This is a genomic window from Streptomyces sp. CNB091, from assembly GCF_000377965.1.
In genome coordinates this window covers 62,353-82,371 of sequence record NZ_KB899010.1, presented here as the reverse complement: position 1 = coordinate 82,371, position 20,019 = coordinate 62,353, and the positions used below count along the sequence as shown (strand labels likewise).

20 protein-coding genes are annotated in these 20,019 nt (G+C 71.2%); 12 read left to right on the top strand and 8 right to left on the bottom strand.

From position 1 onward, the window contains the following. Window positions 1–15 precede the first annotated feature (15 nt). The 4 genes from D581_RS0130895 (at window position 16) to D581_RS0130880 (ending at window position 4,409) form a co-directional block, all read left to right on the top strand. The gene (locus D581_RS0130895) at window positions 16–1,146 is read left to right on the top strand and encodes an endonuclease/exonuclease/phosphatase family protein (protein ID WP_486585896.1); all 1,131 of its coding nucleotides are present in this window, start codon (window positions 16–18) and stop codon (window positions 1,144–1,146) included. A 332-nt stretch (window positions 1,147–1,478) separates the two neighbouring features. Next, the gene (locus D581_RS0130890) at window positions 1,479–2,588 is read left to right on the top strand and encodes an iron ABC transporter permease (RefSeq protein WP_018960986.1); all 1,110 of its coding nucleotides are present in this window, start codon (window positions 1,479–1,481) and stop codon (window positions 2,586–2,588) included. After that, window positions 2,588–3,370: an ABC transporter ATP-binding protein gene (locus D581_RS0130885; protein WP_018960985.1), complete on the top strand. Its 783-nt coding sequence runs from the start codon at window positions 2,588–2,590 to the stop codon at window positions 3,368–3,370. The genes D581_RS0130890 and D581_RS0130885 overlap by 1 nt, the downstream gene beginning before the upstream one ends. Window positions 3,371–3,386: 16 nt before the next feature. After that, a complete protein-coding gene (locus D581_RS0130880) occupies window positions 3,387–4,409 on the top strand; it encodes an ABC transporter substrate-binding protein (protein WP_018960984.1) in 1,023 nt (340 codons plus the stop codon). A 71-nt stretch (window positions 4,410–4,480) separates the two neighbouring features. Here the strand turns inward: D581_RS0130880 and D581_RS0130875 are convergent, their stop codons facing one another. The 3 genes from D581_RS0130875 to D581_RS0130865 all read right to left on the bottom strand — a co-directional run bounded on the left by D581_RS0130875 (window position 4,481) and on the right by D581_RS0130865 (window position 7,866). Further along, window positions 4,481–5,311: an aldo/keto reductase gene (locus D581_RS0130875; RefSeq protein WP_018960983.1), complete on the bottom strand. Its 831-nt coding sequence runs from the start codon at window positions 5,309–5,311 to the stop codon at window positions 4,481–4,483. A gap of 65 nt (window positions 5,312–5,376) precedes the next feature. Beyond that, window positions 5,377–6,792, bottom strand: coding sequence for an NAD-dependent succinate-semialdehyde dehydrogenase (locus D581_RS0130870; RefSeq protein ID WP_018960982.1), 1,416 nt, complete (start codon window positions 6,790–6,792; stop codon window positions 5,377–5,379). A 183-nt stretch (window positions 6,793–6,975) separates the two neighbouring features. Next, window positions 6,976–7,866 (bottom strand): NAD-dependent protein deacetylase, encoded by an 891-nt coding sequence (locus D581_RS0130865; protein WP_032753343.1) that lies wholly within the window; start codon window positions 7,864–7,866, stop codon window positions 6,976–6,978. Window positions 7,867–8,148: 282 nt separating this feature from the next. Between D581_RS0130865 and D581_RS0130860 the strand changes: the two genes are divergently transcribed. Next, on the top strand, window positions 8,149–8,727 hold the full coding sequence (locus tag D581_RS0130860) for a snapalysin family zinc-dependent metalloprotease (protein WP_018960980.1): 579 nt from the start codon (window positions 8,149–8,151) through the stop codon (window positions 8,725–8,727). Between the two features lie 119 nt (window positions 8,728–8,846). Here D581_RS0130860 and D581_RS0130855 read toward each other — a convergent pair whose 3' ends face one another. Continuing rightward, entirely contained in the window at window positions 8,847–10,031 is a 1,185-nt protein-coding gene (locus D581_RS0130855) for a GDSL-type esterase/lipase family protein (RefSeq protein WP_018960979.1), read from the bottom strand. A 54-nt stretch (window positions 10,032–10,085) separates the two neighbouring features. Further along, a complete protein-coding gene (locus D581_RS0130850) occupies window positions 10,086–10,658 on the bottom strand; it encodes a TetR/AcrR family transcriptional regulator (protein WP_018960978.1) in 573 nt (190 codons plus the stop codon). Window positions 10,659–10,740: 82 nt separating this feature from the next. Here D581_RS0130850 and D581_RS0130845 point away from each other — a divergent pair, with 82 nt between their 5' ends. From D581_RS0130845 to D581_RS0130835, 3 genes are all read left to right on the top strand, one after another. Then, window positions 10,741–11,232 carry an FBP domain-containing protein gene (locus tag D581_RS0130845; protein WP_018960977.1) on the top strand — a complete coding sequence of 164 codons (492 nt, stop codon included), beginning with the start codon at window positions 10,741–10,743 and terminating at the stop codon, window positions 11,230–11,232. Between the two features lie 342 nt (window positions 11,233–11,574). Further along, window positions 11,575–12,825: a cytochrome P450 gene (locus D581_RS0130840; protein ID WP_018960976.1), complete on the top strand. Its 1,251-nt coding sequence runs from the start codon at window positions 11,575–11,577 to the stop codon at window positions 12,823–12,825. Window positions 12,826–12,830: 5 nt separating this feature from the next. Continuing rightward, window positions 12,831–13,022, top strand: coding sequence for a ferredoxin (locus D581_RS0130835; RefSeq protein WP_018960975.1), 192 nt, complete (start codon window positions 12,831–12,833; stop codon window positions 13,020–13,022). Between the two features lie 147 nt (window positions 13,023–13,169). On the opposite strand, the gene D581_RS0130830 is transcribed toward D581_RS0130835, so the two are convergent. The 3 genes from D581_RS0130830 to D581_RS0130815 all read right to left on the bottom strand — a co-directional run bounded on the left by D581_RS0130830 (window position 13,170) and on the right by D581_RS0130815 (window position 16,306). Next, a complete protein-coding gene (locus D581_RS0130830; RefSeq protein WP_026291064.1) occupies window positions 13,170–13,724 on the bottom strand; it encodes a tellurite resistance TerB family protein in 555 nt (184 codons plus the stop codon). A 147-nt stretch (window positions 13,725–13,871) separates the two neighbouring features. After that, window positions 13,872–14,528, bottom strand: a complete 657-nt coding sequence (locus D581_RS0130825; protein ID WP_018960973.1) for a DedA family protein — start codon at window positions 14,526–14,528, stop codon at window positions 13,872–13,874. Window positions 14,529–15,487: 959 nt separating this feature from the next. Further along, a complete protein-coding gene (locus D581_RS0130815; protein ID WP_018960971.1) occupies window positions 15,488–16,306 on the bottom strand; it encodes an APH(3'') family aminoglycoside O-phosphotransferase in 819 nt (272 codons plus the stop codon). Window positions 16,307–16,422: 116 nt separating this feature from the next. Here D581_RS0130815 and D581_RS0130810 point away from each other — a divergent pair, with 116 nt between their 5' ends. The 4 genes from D581_RS0130810 to D581_RS0130795 all read left to right on the top strand — a co-directional run bounded on the left by D581_RS0130810 (window position 16,423) and on the right by D581_RS0130795 (window position 19,940). Then, on the top strand, window positions 16,423–17,052 hold the full coding sequence (locus D581_RS0130810; protein ID WP_018960970.1) for a class I SAM-dependent methyltransferase: 630 nt from the start codon (window positions 16,423–16,425) through the stop codon (window positions 17,050–17,052). Window positions 17,053–17,146: 94 nt separating this feature from the next. Further along, window positions 17,147–17,830 carry a response regulator gene (locus tag D581_RS0130805; protein ID WP_018960969.1) on the top strand — a complete coding sequence of 228 codons (684 nt, stop codon included), beginning with the start codon at window positions 17,147–17,149 and terminating at the stop codon, window positions 17,828–17,830. Then, window positions 17,827–19,356 carry a sensor histidine kinase gene (locus D581_RS0130800; RefSeq protein ID WP_018960968.1) on the top strand — a complete coding sequence of 510 codons (1,530 nt, stop codon included), beginning with the start codon at window positions 17,827–17,829 and terminating at the stop codon, window positions 19,354–19,356. Before D581_RS0130805 ends, D581_RS0130800 begins: the two co-directional genes overlap by 4 nt. Further along, a complete protein-coding gene (locus D581_RS0130795) occupies window positions 19,353–19,940 on the top strand; it encodes a hypothetical protein (protein ID WP_026291063.1) in 588 nt (195 codons plus the stop codon). Before D581_RS0130800 ends, D581_RS0130795 begins: the two co-directional genes overlap by 4 nt. Window positions 19,941–20,019 lie beyond the last annotated feature (79 nt).

The window sequence follows — 20,019 nt, the reverse complement described above, 5'->3', positions numbered from 1 at the left end:
GAGCGAGGACAGACGATGACGCAGGCGGACACGGCCGGCACCGCCCAGGGCGACGTGGACACGGCCAGGGCGGTGCAGAGCGGCATAGACACCTCCGGCTCCGGCCGGAGCGACGCCGATCTCCGGGACGACGCCGGCCCCGGGGGCGTCGGCCTCCTCCGGCACACCGGGGCGAGGACCGGCTCCTGGAAGCGCGGCCGGGTGCTCGCGGCGGCGGCGCTGCTGCTGGGCCTGTTCCTGCTGCTGCACGCGAGCATCCCCAACCGGATCGGGAACCTCGGCAGCCTGGTGGAGACCTTCCTCCCGTGGTTCGGCCTGCTCATCCCGGTGCTGCTGGCCGGGGCGCTGCTGCGCCGCTCCGTCCCCGCACTCTTCGCGCTGCTGCTGCCGGCCGTCGTGTGGCTGAACCTCTTCGGCGGGCTGCTCACCGACAAGTCCCACCCGGGCGGCGACCTCACCGTGGTCAGCCACAACGTCGGCGCCGACAACCCCGACGCGGCGGGCGCCGCACGCGCCCTGGCCGCCTCCGGTGCGGATGTGCTGGCACTGGAGGAGCTGGACCCGGCGGCCCGGAGGACTTACGAGGAGGAGCTGGCGGCCACGTACCCCCACCACACGGTGCTGGGCACGGTCGGCGTGTGGAGCAGACTGCCGCTGTCGGACACCCGCCCGGTCGACGTCGAGATGGACGCGGGACCGCTGGGGGACGCGAAGCCCGCCGACGTCAAACTGGAGTACAACCGGGGGCTGCGCACCACGGTGGCCACGGACCACGGGCCCCTGGCGGTGTACGTGGCGCACCTCGGATCCGTACGGGTGAATCCCCGGGCGGGCCTCTCGTCGGGCCAACGGGACGCCGGCGCGCAGTCGCTCGGCCGGGCCCTCGCCGCCGAGCGGAACGAGCGGGTGGTGCTGCTCGGCGATCTGAACGGAACCCTGGACGACCGCGCGTACGCGGGCATCACCTCGCGGATGCGATCGGCGCAGGAGGCGGCGGGCGACGGGTTCGGCTTCAGCTGGCCCGCCGCCTTCCCGGTGGTGCGGATCGACCAGATCCTGGTCCGGGGCGTGGAGCCGGAGAGCTCGTGGCTGCTGCCCGCGACCGGCAGCGACCACCTCCCGGTGGCGGCCCGCATCAGCTGGTGAACACCGTGGAGGCATCCGGACACATCCGGGCCTCCCTCCCGCCTCGGGGCGGGCGACCGAACCTTCCGCGTGCCGCTGCCGTTCACCCTCCGCCGGGGGAGGGGGCACGCACGCGCTAGGCTGCGTTCCGCCACGGGGGAAGTCCGGTCGAAATCCGGCGCTGACCCGCAACGGTAGACGGAGCCTCCGGGTCCCGTGAGCCCGATCACCCGTGGCCAAGAAGGCTCCTGACGATTCGCCGTGGACTGCGAATGGGCGCTGCGCGGGGCGGGCGCCGTCCGGGGCCGCTCCTCATCGCGCGACGCACGGCCCGAGGCGAAAGCGACCGGCCTGTGGCCACGTCTGTCGACCGCATACCCTCCAAGCCGTCGCGCCCCGCGCACGTCGGCACCGGACCGGCTCCACCCCGGCGCGTACCCCTGCCGTTCCTCCTGGCCGGCCTGTGCGCGGCCCTGCCCCTCTCCCTCTTCTGCGGGGCGGCGCTCGGGGCGTCGGGGCTCTCCTGGGCGGAGGTGACGCGCTACCTGTGGGCAGGGCTGACCGGCGGGGCCATCGGCCCCGACGAGGTCCCGGCCTACGCCATCGTCTGGGAACTGCGCCTGCCACGAGCCGTGCTGGCGGCCGTCGTCGGGGCCGGCCTGTCCGCCATCGGCGTCGCCGTCCAGGCCATGGTGCGCAACGCGCTGGCCGACCCGTTCGTCCTCGGTATCTCCTCGGGCGCGGCGGTCGGCGCCAACGCCGTACTCATCTTCGGGGCCTTGGGGGCGCTGGGCATCTGGGCGCTGTCCACGGCGGCGTTCCTCTCCGCACTCCTCGCCATGCTGCTCGTGTACGCGGTGGCCCGTACCGAACGCGGACTGACCCCGCTCCGGCTCGTCCTGACGGGGACCGCGATGTCCTACGGGTTCTCCGCCGTCACCACGTTCATGGTGTTCGCGGCCGAGCGCGGGGAAGCGGCCCGCTCCGCGATGATGTGGCTGCTCGGCAGCCTGAGCGGGGCCAACTGGGCCGCCGTGCCGATCGCCGCCGGCGCGGTGCTCGCCGGCCTCGCGTACCTCGGCTGGTCGGCACGGCGCCTGAACGCGCTCGCCATGGGGGACGAGACCGCCGCCGCACTCGGGGTCGATCCCGGGAGACTGCGCAAGGAGCTCTTCCTCGTCTCCGCGGCCGTCACCGGGGCGGTCGTCGCGGTGAGCGGAGCGATCGGTTTCGTCGGCCTGATGGTCCCGCACGCCGCACGGATGCTGGTCGGCGCGGACCACCGCCGGCTCCTGGCCGTAGCCCCTCTGGCGGGGGCCGTCCTGCTGATCTGGGTGGACATCCTCTCACGCGTGGTGCTGGCGCCGGCCGAGCTGCCGGTGGGCGTCCTCACCGCGGTCATCGGCGTTCCCTGCTTCGTTCTCCTCATGCGCCGGCGCGCCTACTCCTTCGGAGGCATCTGATGCGGATCGACATCGACGCGCTGACCGTCGAGATCGCCGGTGCACGGCTCGTGGACCAGGTCACCCTGGGCGCGGCCGACGGGCAGCTGGTCGGCCTGGTCGGTCCCAACGGCAGCGGGAAGTCGACTCTGTTGCGCTGTGTCTACCGGGCCCTGCGCCCCTCGGCCGGCGCCGTGAGGATCGGCGGTGAGGACCTTCACGCCCTGAGCACGCGGGAAGGCGCCCGACGACTGGCGGCCCTTCCGCAGGACGCGGTCGCCGCATTCGACTTCACCGTCGCCGAGATCGTCGCCATGGGGCGGCTGCCGCACCAGGGGCCAGCGGCGCGGGCATCCGACGAGGACCGCCGCCTCTGCGACGAGGCGCTGGCGGGGGTCGGCGCGGCGCACCTGGCCGAACGCGGCTTCCTCACCCTCTCCGGCGGTGAGCGGCAGCGTGTCCTGATCGCCCGGGCCCTCGCCCAGCAGCCCCGGGTCCTGGTGCTCGACGAACCCACCAACCACCTGGACATCGCCCACCAGTTGGAAGTCCTCGCCCTGGTCGGCGGCAGCGGCCTGACCGTGCTCGCCGCCCTGCACGACCTCAACCTCGCGGCCCTGCACTGCGACCTGGTCCACGTCATCGACAGTGGCCGGATCGTCGCCTCCGGGGCCCCGTACGAGGTCCTGACCACCGAGCTGCTGGCCGACGTCTTCGGCGTACGGGCGCACCGCGTCGCACATCCGGAGACCGGCGCGCTCCAACTGCTCTTCGACCTTCCCCCTGCTCGCCCCACCTCCTGAAGGAGCCTCGACCACTATGCCCAACCCCCTGCGTCCCGCGGCGCTCGTGCTCGCGGCCACCCTGGTCCTCACCGGCTGTGGAGCGGACGTCACCTCACAGGCCGACGGGAAGGACCGCACGTCCGAGGCCGACCGCCACTACCCGGTGACCGTCGAGAACTGCGGGGAGAAGAAGACGTACGACAGGGCCCCGCAGCGCGTCGTCACCAACGACACCGGCATCACCGAGATCATGTTCGCCCTCGGGCTGGAGGACCACATGGCCGGGTACGTGATGCCTGACGACAAGGGCGACATGACGTCCGTCCCCTGGAAGGACGGCTACAAGAAGACCAAGTGGCTCTCCAAGGAGCGGATCAACAAGGAACTGGTCCTCGACGCCCGCGCCGACCTGGTCTTCGCCGGCTGGAACTACGGGTTCAACGAGGGTGAGGGTTTCACCCCCGCCGAACTGGAGCGCGTGGGCGTCGCCTCGTATCTGCTCAGCGAGTCGTGCCGCAACGGGCAGGGCAAGGCCCGCGGCGTCATGCCCCCGCTCGAAGCGCTCTACACGGACCTGCGGAACCTCGGAAAGATCTTCGACGTCGAGGACCGGGCGGACACCCTCATCACGTCGTTCCGCGAGGAGGTCGCCGACGCGCGGGCGAAGGCGGCCGAGGGCGGCGACCGCCTCCGCGTCTTCCTGTACGACGACGGGAAGGACAAGCCGTTGACCTCGGGCGCGTACGCCGGACCGCACGACATCATCACCAAGGCCGGCGGCGACCACATCATGAAGGACCTCAAGGACAGCTGGACGACGGTGGGCTGGGAGACCGTGGTCGACCGGGACCCCGAGGTCATCGTCATCAACAACTACGGGGACACCGGAGCGGACGAGAAGCGGAGGTTCCTGAAGTCCTACAAGCCGCTCGCCGGTGTATCCGCGATTCAGAACGACCGGATCGTCGTGCTCGACTACGTCGACCTGGTGGAGAGCCCGCGCAATCCCGCGGCGATCAGTTCGCTGGCGGAGGAGCTGAGAGAGTTCGCCCGGTAGGTACGCCCGCCGCGTGAGGCGGGGCGGGCCAGGCCCGGGGCACCTCCCGGACCGGGCCCCGCTCGGTCGGCTCAGCCGTTGAACGTGTCCGGATCGGGCCCGGTGCGCTCGCCCCGGTCGAGGGCGGCGATCTCGCCGATGTCCCCTTCGGTGAGCTCGAAGTCGAAGAGTGCGAAGTTGTCCTGGATGCGCTTGAGCGTCACGGACTTGGGGAACACGATGTCCCCACGCTGCAGGTGCCAGCGCAGCACCACCTGCGCGGGGGTCCTGCCCAGCCGCTCGGCGATGCGCGTGACCGTCGGGTCCGCGAGCACCTTGCCCTGGGCGATGGGCGACCACGCCTCCGTGGCGACGCCGTGTTCCGCCCCGAAGGCGCGCAGGACGTCCTGCGTGAGGTACGGGTGCACCTCGATCTGGTTGACGGCGGGCACCACCGTGCTGTTGTCCAGCAGCCGCCGCAGGTGGTTCTCCTGGAAGTTGGAGACCCCGATCGCCTTGACGCGTCCGGACCGGTAGATCTCCTCCAGGGCCTTCCACGTCTCCACGAAGTCCCCCGAACCCCCCGGCAGGGGCCAGTGGATGAGGAAGAGGTCCAGGTGATCGAGGTCCAGTTCCTCCATGGAGCGGTCGAACGCCCGGAGCGCCTCCTCGGGTGCGTGCGCGCCGTTGTTCAGCTTGCTCGTCACGAAGACGTCGGCGCGGTCGAGCCCCGATTCGCGGACCGCCTGGCCGACCTCCTTCTCGTTGCCGTACATCTGCGCCGTGTCGATGTGCCGGTAGCCGGTCTCCAAGGCGGCCAGCGTGGTCTCACAGGTCTCGTCCGGCGGGATCTGGAAGGTCCCGAAGCCGAGCTGGGGGATCGGCACACCGTTGTTGAGCGTGATGGAGGGTACTGAGGGCACGGTTGCTCCTTGCTGTGTCGATGCCTCGGAAGGCGGTGCGAGAGGTACGGGCGCGGGGCCGTCGCTCAGCCGGCGATGCCGCGGAGTTCGGCGTCGGGCGGCAACACCCGGACGAGCTTGCGGTTGACGAACTCCCGCATACCGAGCTGCGACAGCTCCCGGCCGTAGCCGGACCGCTTGATCCCGCCGAACGGCAGATCGGGCTGGGTCGAGGTGGGGTGGTTGACCCAGACCATGCCGGTCTCCACCCGCTCGGCCACCCGACGGCCCCGCTCCACATCGGCGCAGAAGACGGATCCGCCCAGGCCGTACTGGCTGTCGTTGGCGAGCGCGACGGCTTCGTCCTCGTCCTCGACCCGGTAGATCACCGCGGCCGGGCCGAACAGTTCTTCCGCGTACGCGCGCATGCCCGGCTTGACGCCGGTGAGGATCGTCGGCCGGACGAAGGCTCCGGGACGGTCGATCCGGTCGCCGCCGGTCAGCAACCCGGCTCCCTGCTCCACTGTTTCGCGGATCTGCTCGACCAGGCCGGAGGCGGCCCGTTCGGACGAGAGCGGCCCCAGCGTCGTCGCCTCGTCGGCCGGGTCGCCGGGCTCCAGTGCCTCGAAGGCGCGTCGCATGCGCTCCACGAAGTCGTCGTAGACGTCCGCCAGCACGATGAACCGCTTCGCTGCCACGCAGCTCTGCCCGGTGTTCGCCATCCGGCCGGCAACCGCGGCGCCGACCGTACGCTCCAGCCCCTCACCGTCGAGGACGATGAAGACATCACTGCCACCCAGCTCCAGCAGGCTGGGCTTCATGTTCCGCCCGGCCCGCTCGGCGACCTGGGCCCCCGCGCGTTCGCTGCCGGTCAGCGACGCGCCCTTCACCACCGGACTGTCGATGATGCGGGAGATCTCCTCGTGGCTCACGAACAGGTTGGTGTAGACGCCCTCGGGCGCGCCTGCGTCACGGAAGAGCACTTCCAGGGCCAGGGCGGACTGCGGGCAGATCCCGGCGTGCTTGACCAGGACGGTGTTGCCCAGGACCAGGTTGGGTCCCGCGAAGCGCACCACCTGATAGAGCGGGAAGTTCCACGGCATGACGCCGAGCAGGACTCCGAGCGGCTCGTTGACGAGGTACGCCTCTCCCTCCTCGACGTCGAGAGGTTCGCGGGCCGCGAAACCGGGCCCGTGCTCCGCGTAGTACGCGAGGATGGAGGCGGCGAGATCCACTTCTCCCCGTGCCTCGGAGATGAGCTTTCCCATCTCCAGGGTGATGAGTTGCGCCAAGGTCTCCTTGCGCTCCCTCATCAGCCCGGCAACACGGCCGACCAGCTCGGCACGCTCCTCGACGGGCCGCTTCCGCCACGCCTCGAAGGCACCGTCGGCGGTTTCCAGCACCGCGTCGACTTCCCGACCCTCGATGGCCGGGAACTCCGCGAGCGTTTTCCCGGTGTACGGATTGACGGTGGCGAACGGACTCTTGCGCTGCTCCGACATGGAATCTCCAGAACGACGATTGTGGTGCAGGGGCGGAACGATGCGCTCCGCCTTACTGCGGGGTACCCGACTGGGCAGGCAGAAAACTGCCTATAAGCACCTATATCGGTAGGGGTGCACTCACGCAGAGTCGTGGAACCGCAGGCTCGCGCTCGCCTGCCCCGCTTCGCCCTCTCCGAGGCCCTACGGGAGGTCGACGGGAACGCCCAGCCGGCCGGCCGCGGTGGTGAGGGCGTCGCCCAGCGGGAGGGCGATACGGGTCAGGGCGTGCCGGTCGCCCCGGGTCGGGTCCCTGTTGACGATCAGCACCGGAACCCCCGCCCGTTCGGCCTGGCGGACGAACCGGAGCCCGGACATCACCGTCAGCGAGGAGCCCAGGACCAGCAGGGCGCTCGCCCCGCGGACCAGCGCGCGGCAGTGTTCGACCCGCTGCGGGGGCACGGACTCGCCGAAGAACACCACGTCCGGCTTGAGGACGCCGCCGCATACCGCGCAGGGCACCACGCGGAAGTCCCCGACCTGCTCGTCCGTGAGATCCGCGTCCCCGTCCGGGTTCATCGAGGCGGCCACCGGCGCGAAGCCCTCGTTGGCCTCCTCCAGCCGGCGCGCCAGCTCGGGGCGTGGGCTGAAGGCGCCGCAGGACAGACAGACGACCCGGTCCAGACGGCCATGGAGGTCCACGACGTCCGCGCTGCCCGCGGCCTGGTGCAGGCCGTCGACGTTCTGGGTGATGACACCCGACAGCAGCCCCTGCCGCCCGAACGCGGCCACGGCCCGGTGCCCGGCGTTGGGCCGGGCGCGGCCGAACGTACGCCAGCCGAGATGGCTGCGCGCCCAGTACCGGCGACGGGCCGCGGCGTCGGCGGTGAAGTCCTGGTAGGTCATCGGGGTGTGGCGGCTCAGGCTCCCGCCCTCGCCCCGGTAGTCGGGGATGCCCGACTCCGTGGAGATGCCCGCACCGCTCAGGACCAGCACACCGGCACCGCCCAACGCCTCGACGACCGGCTCCAGGTCCGTGGTGCCAGGCAGCGGCTCCTCGGTGGAAGTCCAGCTCAGGGTGGGTCGCATGCGCATGTCCTCAGGGTACGGAACATGGCCCTGATGGCGACGATGCCGGGCGACGGGGCCGCCGGGGCGACCCGATGGGACGAAGGGCCGGGCCGAAGATTCCGGCAGGGTTCGTTTCCGGCCTCATGTCGTGACAGGTGCATGATCAAGCTGCGAGCGCGGCATAGGTCCTGCGGCCCCGGGAGGATCGGCAACCGGTCCTTGTGTCCCTACGGTTCGCGGTGACCGTCCTCCCACTCCCTCGGCTCCGCGCGGAGCCGAGCCCCCCATGAGAGTGAAGGGACAGCAATGCTGGAATCCAGATGGCTCAAGGCAGTCGGTGTCGCCGCGGCGATCACCCTGGCCACAGCTACGGCGGCACAGGCCGCTCCCGCGCCGGACCCGGCGGCGGAGCGCACGTCGGCGGTGGTGACGCTCCGGTACGACGACAGCCGGGCAGGCGGCTGGGAGGCGGCGATCGCGGCAGGGGTCGCCTCGTGGAACTCCAACGTCGACAACGTCAAGCTGGTGGAGGCCGCACCCGGCGCGCGCGCCGAGATACAGATCGTGGCCACCAGCGGCTGGCCGCAGGCCACACTCGGCCCGGTCCGGCCCGGTGGCCAGGTCAGGGTGGAGCTGGGCAGCCAGGCAGTCGCCCAGGGCCACGACAAGACCCGTATCGCCGCTCACGAGATCGGCCACAGTCTGGGGCTGCCGGACACCAAGCCCGGTCCCTGCTCCCAGCTGATGTCGGGATCCAGCGCCGGCATCAGCTGCAAGAACGCCCTACCGAACGCGGCCGAGCAGTCCCGCGTCGAGTACGCCTACGCGGGCGGCCTCGCCCCGCGCGTGCCGGCTGACGGACGCGTCCTGCTGGACGCCTCGTAACCGGTCGTACGAGGACACAGGAGACGCCGGCCCCGTCCTGAACCGGCGTCGGGCCACCCCGTTCCCGCCGGCCCGTCGCCGGAACCCGGGAACGGGGTGACACGCGGGCCGCACCGGTGTCAGCGGTTCTTCGGCGTGAACGGTCCGTCGTGGCCGAAGGCGAGGCGGGCGAAGCGTTCGGCGATGCGCCGATGGGCGGCGGGGTCCGGGTGCAGGCCGTCAGGGAGCGGAAGTGCGGCGTGGTCGCTCTCGCCGTAGAGGCAGAGGCCGTCGAGGTAGTGCAGATGGGGGTCGGTGGTGGCGCGGTCCGCGACGATCCGGGCGAGCTCGTCGCGGATGACCGTGAGGGTCAGCTTCCCGGCGGCGCTCTCGGCGGGGTCGCCCATGGCCACGAACCGGAGCCGCCCCTCGCCCGTCGCGCTGTAGTCCGGGGCGCAGGGGCCCGGAGTGGTCTCGTGTATGGGGCAGCAGATCGGCGAGACCACCAGCAGGGGTGCGGTGGGGTGGCCTTCACGGATGGTGTCGAGGAAGCCGTGGACCGCCGGGCCGAACGCGCGCAACCGCATCAGGTCGGCGTTGACGAGGTTGATGCCGATCTTGACGCTGATCAGGTCGGCGGGGGTGTCGCGCATGGCGCGGGCGGTGAACGGGTCCAGCAGGGTGCTGCCGCTGAACCCCAGGTTGATCAGCTCGGCTCCGCCGAGGCTCGCGGCCAGAGCGGGCCAGGTGCCGGTCGGGGTGGTGGCGTTGGACCCGTGGCTGATGGAACTGCCGTGGTGCAGCCAGACCGGCCGGCCGCTCGGCCCCGGGCTCCGGAGCGGTGCGTCGGTGCGCAGGGCGACCAGGAGCGTGGTCTCGTTGTGGGGCAGCCAGATCTCGACGTCCTTCTCCTCGGTCGGCAGTCCGGTGAACCGGAGCGTTTCCATGGGGCCCGGCCGGGTCCGCGAGGTCATCGAGGCCAGATCGATGGTGAGCGTGTCGCCGTCGGGGGCACTGGCCCGGGCGGCGGGGCAGCCGTCCACGAGGAGCTCGTACACGCCGTCGGGGCGCGGCGGCGCAGCGGGATAGACCCGCTTGGTGGCCACCACGTCCAGCTCGACGGCGGTGGCCCGGGTGCGGAACGCCAGCCGGACCCCGGAGGGCTGTGATTCGGCCATGGCCAGCTGGCCGTCGGGAATCTGCCGCCGTGCCCGCTCGGGCAGCCGGTGCGGCAGCATGCCGCGCCCGGTCCGCTCCAGGTCGAGCACGCCCCGCAGGATGTCGGTGCTGATGGGGGTCGTCGTCCAGTCGTGCCGGGTGGTCATGTTCTCGGTCTTCTCGTTCGTCGAGGGGCGGGAAGCGGGGTCACGAGGGGCGGGTCAGGAGGGGGCGGGCCAGCTGCGCAGCAGGGAGTCGAGCGCGTCGAGAATCTCCGTCCAGCTCTCCTGGGAGTCGGGGGAGCTGTGGCGGAATCCGCCGGCCGTCTCCAGTCCCACGTAGCCGTTGAAGAAGCTGCCCAGGAGGCGCACCGCGTGGGTCTGCTGGAGCTCGGTCAGGTCGTAGTCGCGCAGGATCGCCCGCATCATCCGGGAGTGCCGGACGCCGGCGCTCGCGGCCGCCGCGTCCGCTTCGAGCCGGAACCCGGCCGCGGCGAAGCGCCCCGGGTGCTGGAGGGCGTAGTCGCGGTAGGCGTTGGCGAAGGCGCCGAGCGCGTCCCGGCCCGCCCGCCCCGCGAGTGCCGCCGACGCCTCGTCGGCGAGTTCCTCCAGGGCCAGCAGCGCGATCTTCGTCTTGAGGTCATGGGCGTTCTTGACGTGCGAGTACAGGCTCGCGGTCCTGATGCCCAGCTTCCGGGCGAGCTTCGACGGGGTCACCTGCTCGAAGCCGATCTCGTCCGCCAGTTCGGCCCCGGCCCGTACGACGCGCTCCGCGGCCAGTCCTGCTCGTGCCATGCGACCCTCCGAACGCTCACCTGCGATTGGCTAAGAAAATATATGTTTGCCTAATGAGATTAGGCAAATTAGCGTGAGTTCCATGAACCCCCTGACCGAGCAAGAGATCCGTACCGCCTTCGTGAACTGCACCAAGGGTGAGGCCAAGCGCCTCTCCGTTCCCCGTGACCTCGCCGACCGTCCCTGGGGCGACCTGGACTTCCTGGGCTGGCGCGACCCGCAGGCTCCCGACCGGGCCTACCTGGTGCTCGCCTCGGGCGAGGGCCCCGTCGGCATTCAGCTGCGCTCCTCCGACGCCGGGTCCTGGCAGACCCGCCGCAGCATGTGTTCGCTGTGCGTGACCGTGCACACCGGAGGCGTCTCCCTGCTGGTGGCCCCCAGGGCCGGGAAGGCGGGCCAGCAGGGCAACTCGGTCGGTGCCTACATGTGCAGCGATCTCGCCTGCTCGCTCTACGTACGCGGGAAGAAGGACGCGGGCGTCGGGTCGCGGCTCCGCGAGTCCCTCACCCTGGAGCAGCAGATCGAGCGAACCGTGGTGAACGTCGAGGCGTTCATCGCCAGAGTGACGGCCTGACCCGACACGACCGGCCGAGGTGCCGCCCTGCGCCACGGACAGCACGCGCGCGCCTTCGCCGATCGTGGACGACATGGCCGACGGCAAGGTTCCGGACGCCGCGCTGAACGGTTCCGGCCGTGGAAGGGGCGGCCCGCTCCGATGCCACTCCGCCGCACCTGCTGGACCTGGGCGGATGCGAAACCGTTCGACCGTGTGCGAAAGGCACCGGCCAGATCCGCGATCCCGCGATGTGGCCGGTCCGGACGTCGACCCAATAGGTGCCTGGGGCATCCAATTGCGGTGAGGTGCGGAGCGACCCGCTCCGCACCTATCACCGAGCACTGCGAGGCGACCGCTCCCATGACGGAATCCACGAAGGAACCGGCCCGCCAGGACCCCGCTCTCACCGCCCCTTCGACGCAACCGGCCTCCGCCACACCGTTCCCGCAGGACCGCGAGTGCCCCTACCACCCGCCCACCGGCTACGAACCGCTGCGCGCGGACCGGCCGTTGAGCCGGGTCACCCTCTTCGACGGGCGTCCGGTCTGGGCGGTCACCGGCCATGCCCTGGCGCGTCGGCTGCTCGCGGATCCGCGGCTGTCCACCGATCGCGCCCATCCCGACTTCCCCGTTCCGGCCGAGCGGTTCGTGAACGTGCAGGGGCGGCGGGTGGCTCTGCTCGGCGTCGACGACCCCGAGCACAACGCCCAGCGCAGGATGCTTATCCCGAGCTTCTCCGTGAAGCGGATCGCCGCGCTGCGCCCCCGCATCCAGGAAACGGTGGACGGACTGCTGGACGCGATGGAGCGGCAGGGGCCGCCGTCCGAGCTGGTCGCCGACTTCGCACTGCCGGTGCCGTCGATGGTTATCTGCGCGCTCCTCGGTGTGCCGTACGTCGACCACGAGTTCTTCGAGGGCTGCTCGCGGCGGCTCCTGCGGGGCCCGGGCGCGGCCGACGTGGACAAGGCCCGGACCGAGCTGGAGGGCTATCTGGGCGCCCTGATCGACCGCAAGCGGGTGGAGCCGGGGGAGGGGCTCCTGGACGAGCTGATCCACCGGGACCATCCCGGCGGGCCCGTCGACCGCGACGACCTCGTCTCGTTCGCGGTGATCCTGCTCATCGCGGGGCACGAGACGACCGCGAACATGATCTCGCTCGGCACGTTCACGCTGCTGAGGCACCCGGGGCAACTGGCGGCGCTGCGGTCCGGAGAGACGACTACGGCCGCGGTGGTCGAGGAGCTGCTGCGGTTCCTGTCCATCGCCGACGGTCTGCAGCGGCTGGCCACCGAGGACATCGAGGTGGCCGGGACGACGATCCGCGAGGGAGAGGGCGTGCTCTTCTCGACCTCGCTCATCAACCGCGACACCGAGGTGTTCGATAACCCGGAGACGCTCGACTGGGACCGGACATCCCGCCACCACCTCGCCTTCGGCTTCGGCGTCCACCAGTGCCTGGGCCAGAACCTGGCCCGCACCGAGCTCGACATCGCGCTGCGTACGCTCTTCGAGCGGCTGCCGGCGCTCAGGCTCGCCGTGCCCGCGCACGAGATCCGGCACAAACCCGGGGACACGGTCCAGGGTCTCCTGGAACTGCCCGTGGCCTGGTGAGCGGCATGGGCGTCCAGGTCGACAAGGAACGCTGCGTGGGGGCCGGCATGTGCGCGCTGACCGCGCCGGCCGTGTTCACGCAGGACGACGACGGATTCGGCGAGATGCTTCCCGGCCGCACGGCGGAGGACCATCCGCTGGTGCGGGAGGCCGTACGGGCCTGCCCGGTCGGGGCGGTGTCCCTGACCGACGACTGACGGGCCGGGCCCGGCGGCACGCGACACGGTCGCGCCCGCCGGGCCCCCGCCGCTACGGAAAACGCGCCGGCCGGTTCAGAGGCACCTGCCGGTTCAGAGGCACCTGCCGGTTCAGACGCGCCGGCCGGTTCAGACGCGCCGGCCGGTTCAGAGACCGAACTCCTGCGGGGACACCCCGAGCGCCATGCACGCTTCCCGCAGAACCTGCGCCTCCGCCGGGGCGATGTACCCGTCCGCACCGGCGATCACGAAACCGGTCTGGACGACCGCCTTGGCCTCCACAGGCTTCTTCGCGGCCTTGGCGATCTCCTGCATGGCCTCGGTCTTGCCCTGCTGGAAGTTGAACATCATCTGATCGACGTGCTTGTTGAACCTCTGCCGCAACTGCTCCGGAGGGAAGTTCTGCAGGACGTCGTTCTGCAGGATCAACGTCTCCACGTGGTGCCGCTCGGCGGGGTCGACAGAGCCGTCGGCGGCCGCGACCAGAGCGCACATCGCCATACTGGCGTCCCGGTACGCCCCGCTCTTGAGCTCCGTCTTGAGCGAGCCGAGCTGCGACTTGAGCAGCCCCACCAACTTCTCCTTCGAGCCGCCCGCGGCTCCCGTACCCGCCTGCCGCTGGCCGGCGGGGCCCCTCGTGCTCTGCGACTGCTGCTGCTGCAGCCCCTTGGCCTGGTCCTTGATGCGGTCCCACATAGCCATGCGTGCCACCCTGTCGATCGGATCGATGGTCCGCGCACTGTGCGCGGCCGCTTGCAACCATTCTTCGTGGTCCGCCCGTCGGCGGCCCTCGCCCGGTGACCGGTGAGCCTCCCGGAGCAGGCGGCTCCGGGTGGTTCGGCGAACCGGTCACGCGTGGTCCTTCTGCCGATCACCTCGACGGGAACGCAGCCTGCGACCGACCGCCACGGCCAGCGCCACGACCACCAGTACCAGAACAACCTTCGAGAGCACCCCGACGTAACTCTCCACGAGCTCCCACTGATCACCCAGCAGATATCCGGCCATGACGAGGATGAAGTTCCATATGAAGCTGCCCAGCGCGGTGAGGAGGACGAAGAGCGGCAGAGGCATCCGCTCAAGGCCGGCCGGGACGCTGATCAGGCTGCGGAAGATCGGAATCATCCGACCGAAGAAGATGGCCTTCATGCCGTGCTTGACGAACCATTCCTCGGTCTTCTTGAGGTCGGAGACCTTCACCAGGGGAAGCCGCTCCCACAGGGCGTACATGCGGTCCCGGCCGAAGAGAGCGCCGATCTGGTAGAGGGCGACAGCCCCCACCACCGACCCCAGCGTCGTCCAGAACAGAGCGGAGAACAGGCTGATCACTCCCTGTCCCGCGGCGAAGCCCGTCAGCGGCAGGATGATTTCGCTCGGCAACGGCGGAAAGAGATTCTCCAAGGCGATCGCCAGCCCGGCCCCGGGGCCGCCCATGGTTTCGACAAGGCTGGTCGCCCACCCTGCGATGCCGCTCGCCGGTTCCGAGGCGAGGGGGAAATGCTGCATGTGCGTCTGCTCCAGGACTGAGTAGGGGGCCGAGGCCGGGGCCGGCCAATTCGGCGTCACATCTTTTCGGGGTCGGAAATCCCGCAGGGGCCGGTCGGATACCGAGAGAGGAATCCGAGGCCCATCACGAGTGAATCGCGGCGGATTCCGCATGACGCGGAACGTGATGGCACGTATCCGCGACCGGGAGATCAGGGCCTGGGGCCACCGGGGGCCTGCTGACAGGAGAGGTCGAGCAAGGCGCGGTTCACCCGGGCGAACGGCGAGCCGCCGCAGGGCCTCGGGCTGTGCGGGACCCGGGGGCTGCCGCACGACGATCGCAGGTTCCGCTCAGCAGAGAAGGATCTGGACACGGACAGGGCTTCGCGATCCTGAGTGCGAAGAATGCTGCCGGGCGACATCCCTCGCGCAGTCGTGGAGATCCGGCGCTGAGGAGGGAATACCTGCCTGCACGGGGGGTGAGGCCGTCGTGCTTCCCGCCTTGTGGCGGTGCTGGAGCGTGACGTCACCGTCGACGCCCTCCAGCGGGGTGCTCGGCCCTGACCCGTCGAATACGGACACGGAGTGAGAATGAGCTGCCGTGTCGACGGTCTGCGGGGTCTGGGAGGAGCCGCCGAGAGCGAACGCGGAAATCATCAGGAGCACGGCGATACCGGCGTAGAAGGCCAGCATCTTCCTGCAGCGCATTCCTACGCTCCCTGTCCCGGTCGATTCGGCCCGTAGGGCGAAGTGCCAAAGCCGCTCGGCGAATTGCCGCCGCAGGACTGCACTCTAACAGCCCGAACTGAAGCGAACCTGAAGCGCATTTCTCCGTACGGCTCACGCACTGCCGCGGCCGTACGCCCACCGGCCCGGCCGGGCCGGTGGGGTCGCGTCGGCCGCAGCGGCAGGCGGGTACGGGCGCGCCGCCGGACCGGACGAATGCGCCACCGCGGGTTCCGCGCCCTCAGCAGCGCGCGTCAGCCCCAGGTGAGCGGGTCGAGATGGAGGTAGAAGCGCAGGCGCTCCTGATCCGGGGCGATGCCGTACCGCTCGGCGAACGCCGCGTCCGCGACCTGCGCCCGCTCCTCGTCCACCCATGTCTCGCGCGCGTTGGCGAGCAGCAGCGCCAGGTCGGCGTGACGGTCGGCCGCTCCGAGACGGCCCAGGTCGATGAAGCCGGACACCTCCAGGGTCTCCGGATCGAGGATGATGTTGGGCAGACAGAGATCGCCGTGGCAGACGACCGTGGCGGCGGCCTCCTGGTCCCGTCGCCGAGGGATCTCCCCGGCGAGACGGGCCAGCAGCTCCGCGGGGGGCACGAGCCGCTGCTCCACCGGGAGGAACTCGGGATGCACGGCGCCCCGGGCCACGACGTCCCGCGCGACGGCGACCACGGAGTCCAGCCCCCGGCGGAACGGACACGAGGCCACGGCCACCTCGTGCAGCCCACGGACCGCGTCCGCGATGTGCCCCCAGGAAGCGCGAAGATCCTCGGCGCGCACCTGATCAGCGGGTACGCCGGAGACGGCACGGGTGACCAGGCAGACGCCCGCATCGGCGGCGTACCAGTCGAGCACCCGGGGACCCGGTACGCCCTGGCCGCTCAGCCAGGCGATCCGGTCGCGTTCCGCCTCAAGCCCGGCCGCATCCGTGGCGGGCACGCACTTGGCGTACCGGGTGGCGTCCACGGAGCGGAAGACGGAGGCACCCGATTCGCCGGCGGCGACAGGCAGCCAGTCGCCCCCCACGCCGAACAGCACCGGCGAGACGGCCCCGGGATCGCGGTGATCGCTCATGGCGGAGACTCTAGCCAGCCCGGCGTACGGGGCCGGCCCGGAGCCACCCGAACCGGGCTCCGTGTGACAGGCTCGTTTATGCTCCCGCTGGGGGCTGACCGGAAGGCAAGCTGAACATGACTGGGCAACGCGACCGTTGGGCGGAACTGACCGGTGGACGGGCTGGGGAGGAGTACGCCCGGCGGTTCGCACGGCTCGCCGAGTCGGGCCACGACATCCACGGCGAGGCCTCCTTCTGCGCCGCGTTGCTGGAACCGGCCGCCCGCGTGCTCGACGCGGGCTGCGGCACCGGCCGGATCGCGATCCGCCTCGCCGAACTGGGCCACCACTGCACCGGCGTGGACGTCGACTCCTCGATGCTCGCCGTCGCGCGCCGCGAAGCACCCGCACAGGACTGGCTCCTCGGCGACCTGACCCGGCTGGACGCCCTCGGCCTGGATCCCGACTTCGACCTGGTGCTCGCCGCCGGAAACGTCATCCCGCTGCTGGCCCCCGGCACCGGAGCGACCGTCGTCGGGCACCTGGCCGCCGCCCTGCGCCCCGGCGGTCTGCTGGTCACCGGCATGGGACTGGACGCGGCACACCTGCCCCTCGACGAAGCTCCGGTCACCATCACCGAGTTCGACCGGTGGTGCGCCCGGGCCGGACTGAACCTGCGGCAGCGCTACGCGACCTGGAACGGCGACCCGTACGACGACGACGGCGGCGGCTACGCGGTCAGCGTGCACACCCGACCGGCCACGTGACCCCGCGGCCTCTTGGAGAGTCCGCTCCCCGCCGCTCGCTCACCGAAAGTCCCCTTGCGCGATCCTTCCTGTCCCAGGACCTGGAGATACCGGCATGCCACGCGTCGTCCTCGTCGAAGATGACCCGTCCGTACGCGACGGCGTCGAGATGGGGCTGCGCCGCCGCGGGCACGAGGTCCTCGCCACCGCGACCGGCGAGGCCGGCCTGGAGGCGCTGGACGTCTTCCGCCCCGACCTCCTGCTGCTCGATCTGATGCTGCCCCTGATGGACGGTGTCGAGGTGTGCCGCCGCGTACGCGCGAAAAGCCAGCTGCCGATCATCATGCTCACCGCGCGCGGCGATGACGTGGACATCATCGTCGGTCTGGAGGCCGGTGCGGACGACTACGTCGTCAAGCCCGCCCGTACCGAGGTCATCGAAGCCCGTATCCGTGCTGTGCTGCGCCGTATCGAAGCCCCGTCGGGCGCCCGGCCCGCCGTCGAACACCACGCCTACCTGGACATCGACCGTGCCGGTCACACCGTCCTGAAGTCGGGCCGGCCGGTCCCGCTCGCACCTTCCGAGCTGAAGCTGTTGCTGTTCCTGTCCGCGGCTTCGGGAAAGGTCTTCAGCCGGCAGCGGCTCCTGGAAGAGGTCTGGGACCACAGCTACCACAGCGATGTGCGCCTGGTGGACGCCTGCGTGCGCCGACTCCGCATCAAGATCGAAGACGTGTCGGACAGTCCTCGGTACATTCAGACCGTGCGGGGATTCGGCTACCGCTTCGGCCCGCTGTGAAGATACCCGGAGCGGCCGCCGCGTTCGGGGTGCGCACCCGGCTGGTGCTCGCGTTCCTTCTGGTGGCCGCGGTCAGCGCGGCCACGACGGCCGCGTTGACCTACCGGGAGGCGCGCAGCGCGGTCCTCGAACGCGCACAGGACACGGCCGTCGCCTCCTTCCGCGAGGAGGTCGAGCGGTTCGTCCCCGGCCTGCCCCTGGACCCGGAATCGGTCCGGTGGGACCTGTACGACATCGCGGCCCGCTCCAAACCCCACCCGTGGATCGTGTTCGCCGAGTACGGCTCGGTGCGCGTCTCCTCGGGCGACCGGCCCGTCTCCGGTGTGCTGACCGGAGAACTGCGCCGTGCCGCGCGGACCGTGCCGCACGGCAGCTTCCAGCGGGTCGTCAAGGACGGGAACGCGTATCTGACGATCGGGATGCCGGTGATGACACGGGTCGTCGCGGGCGGCGGCGCGGTGCCCAGCGGTCTGGTCCTCTTCGCCGTGATGCCCATGACGAACGAGGAGACGGACGTCGCCGCACTGGTGACCGCCGCCCGCGACGGTGCGCTGCCGGGGCTGGCCGTGGCCCTGGTGCCCGCCCTGTTCGCGGCGCGCAGCGTGCTGCGTCCCGTCCGTGAACTGCGCCGTGCGGCGGACTCCATGGGCGGCGGGCAGCTCGACGCGCGGATCACCGTGCGCGGCAGGGACGAAATGGCCGACCTCGCCCGGACGTTCAACAGCTCGGCGGCCCGCCTCGAACACTCCGTACAGGAACTCCGGGACGCCGGGGCGCGGGCCCGGCGTTTCGCCTCGGACGTCTCGCACGAACTGCGCACCCCCCTCGCGGGGATGCTCGCCGTCACGGACGTGCTGGACGAGGAGGCCGCGACGCTCGACCCGGACACCGCCCGGGCGGTGCGCCTGATCAGCGCCGAAACCGGCAAACTGGCCGTGCTGGTGGAGGACCTGATGGAGATGTCCCGCTTCGACGCCCGCGCGGCCGTACTCAGCACCGACGAGGTGGACGCGGCGGAGGCCGTACGGAGAACCCTGTCCGGCAGGCAGTGGCAGGACCGGGTCCGTGCGGAGATGCCCGAGGGCGTCCGCATCCGCCTCGACCCGCGGCGCTTCGACGTCATCGTGGCCAACCTCGTCGGCAACGCCCTGCACCACGGGGCCGAACCCGTCACCGTCCGGCTGTCGGCCCGCGCGGGTGCGCTGATCACCGAGGTGCGCGACAGCGGCCCCGGAATCGCCCCCGAAGCGCTGCCGAACGTCTTCGACCGCTTCTACAAGGCGGACGCCGCACGTTCCCGCTCGTCGGGCAGCGGCCTCGGACTCGCGATCACCCAGGAGAACGTGCGCCTCCACGGCGGCACGATCCGTGCTTCGAGCCCGCCCGGCGGCGGTGCGCTGTTCACCGTGGAACTGCCCTTCGACGGGCCCGCCGCCTCGGGCCACGGCGCGCCGGACGGTCAGGCTGCCGCACACGGCGAAGGGCCGGGGGCCGGCTTCGACGAGGACATGGGGGCCCACGCGTGAGGCAGCGGGCGTTGCGCGCGGTCGGGCTGACCACGCTGCTGGTGCTCGCCGGGGCGCCGCTCTCCGGCTGCGGTATCCAGGAGACGGGCGTGGTCGGGGCCGGGAGGCCGCCGGTCGGCGACCTGTTGCCCCCGCGTGAATCACGGGTGCTGTTGTTCTTCTTCTCTCCCGACGGCGAACTGCTGCCCGTGCCACGGATCGTCGACGTCCCCTGGCAGGGCGACCCGGAGATTTCGGCCTCGGAGAGCGAGGAGGCGAGCAAGGCCCTGTCGCCCCTGAAGGCCGTCACCGCCCTGCTCGACGGGCCGAACAAGGCCGAACGGCGGGCCGGGCTCCGCAACGCCCCCACACTGCCCCGTGAGGCGTCCGCCGCGGACCGGGTCGTGACGGGTGACTCCACCGTCGAGGTCAGGCTGGACCTGCGGGTGAGGCGGCTGTCCGCCCCCGCCCGCGACCAACTCGTCTGCACGGCCGCCTTCGCCGCCCAGACGCAGGGGGCCCTGTCCGTCACCCTGGTCGGCGGGGACGGTCGCCTCGCTCCGGCCGACTGCTCCCTCCGCCCGGTCCCGGCCCCGGCACGCTGAGCGCCCGAAGGGGGAGCGGGAACGGGCGGAGGGAGTGGGCCACCACTCCGACGGCATGACAGCGGCCCGCCGGAACTTC

Excerpts from the sequence above, each read along its gene's own strand:
- D581_RS0130895 (WP_486585896.1), top strand. The coding sequence starts at position 16 with ATGACGCAGGCGGACACGGCCGGCACCGCCCAGGGCGACGTGGACACG.
- D581_RS0130805 (WP_018960969.1), top strand. The coding sequence starts at position 17,147 with ATGCCACGCGTCGTCCTCGTCGAAGATGACCCGTCCGTACGCGACGGC.
- D581_RS0130825 (WP_018960973.1), bottom strand. The coding sequence starts at position 14,528 with ATGCAGCATTTCCCCCTCGCCTCGGAACCGGCGAGCGGCATCGCAGGG.
- D581_RS0130830 (WP_026291064.1), bottom strand. The coding sequence starts at position 13,724 with ATGGCTATGTGGGACCGCATCAAGGACCAGGCCAAGGGGCTGCAGCAG.
- D581_RS0130840 (WP_018960976.1), top strand. The coding sequence starts at position 11,575 with ATGACGGAATCCACGAAGGAACCGGCCCGCCAGGACCCCGCTCTCACC.
- D581_RS0130860 (WP_018960980.1), top strand. The coding sequence starts at position 8,149 with ATGCTGGAATCCAGATGGCTCAAGGCAGTCGGTGTCGCCGCGGCGATC.
- D581_RS0130810 (WP_018960970.1), top strand. The coding sequence starts at position 16,423 with ATGACTGGGCAACGCGACCGTTGGGCGGAACTGACCGGTGGACGGGCT.
- D581_RS0130835 (WP_018960975.1), top strand. The coding sequence starts at position 12,831 with ATGGGCGTCCAGGTCGACAAGGAACGCTGCGTGGGGGCCGGCATGTGC.
- D581_RS0130815 (WP_018960971.1), bottom strand. The coding sequence starts at position 16,306 with ATGAGCGATCACCGCGATCCCGGGGCCGTCTCGCCGGTGCTGTTCGGC.
- D581_RS0130855 (WP_018960979.1), bottom strand. The coding sequence starts at position 10,031 with ATGACCACCCGGCACGACTGGACGACGACCCCCATCAGCACCGACATC.
- D581_RS0130880 (WP_018960984.1), top strand. The coding sequence starts at position 3,387 with ATGCCCAACCCCCTGCGTCCCGCGGCGCTCGTGCTCGCGGCCACCCTG.
- D581_RS0130870 (WP_018960982.1), bottom strand. The coding sequence starts at position 6,792 with ATGTCGGAGCAGCGCAAGAGTCCGTTCGCCACCGTCAATCCGTACACC.
- D581_RS0130845 (WP_018960977.1), top strand. The coding sequence starts at position 10,741 with ATGAACCCCCTGACCGAGCAAGAGATCCGTACCGCCTTCGTGAACTGC.
- D581_RS0130885 (WP_018960985.1), top strand. The coding sequence starts at position 2,588 with ATGCGGATCGACATCGACGCGCTGACCGTCGAGATCGCCGGTGCACGG.
- D581_RS0130850 (WP_018960978.1), bottom strand. The coding sequence starts at position 10,658 with ATGGCACGAGCAGGACTGGCCGCGGAGCGCGTCGTACGGGCCGGGGCC.
- D581_RS0130865 (WP_032753343.1), bottom strand. The coding sequence starts at position 7,866 with ATGCGCATGCGACCCACCCTGAGCTGGACTTCCACCGAGGAGCCGCTG.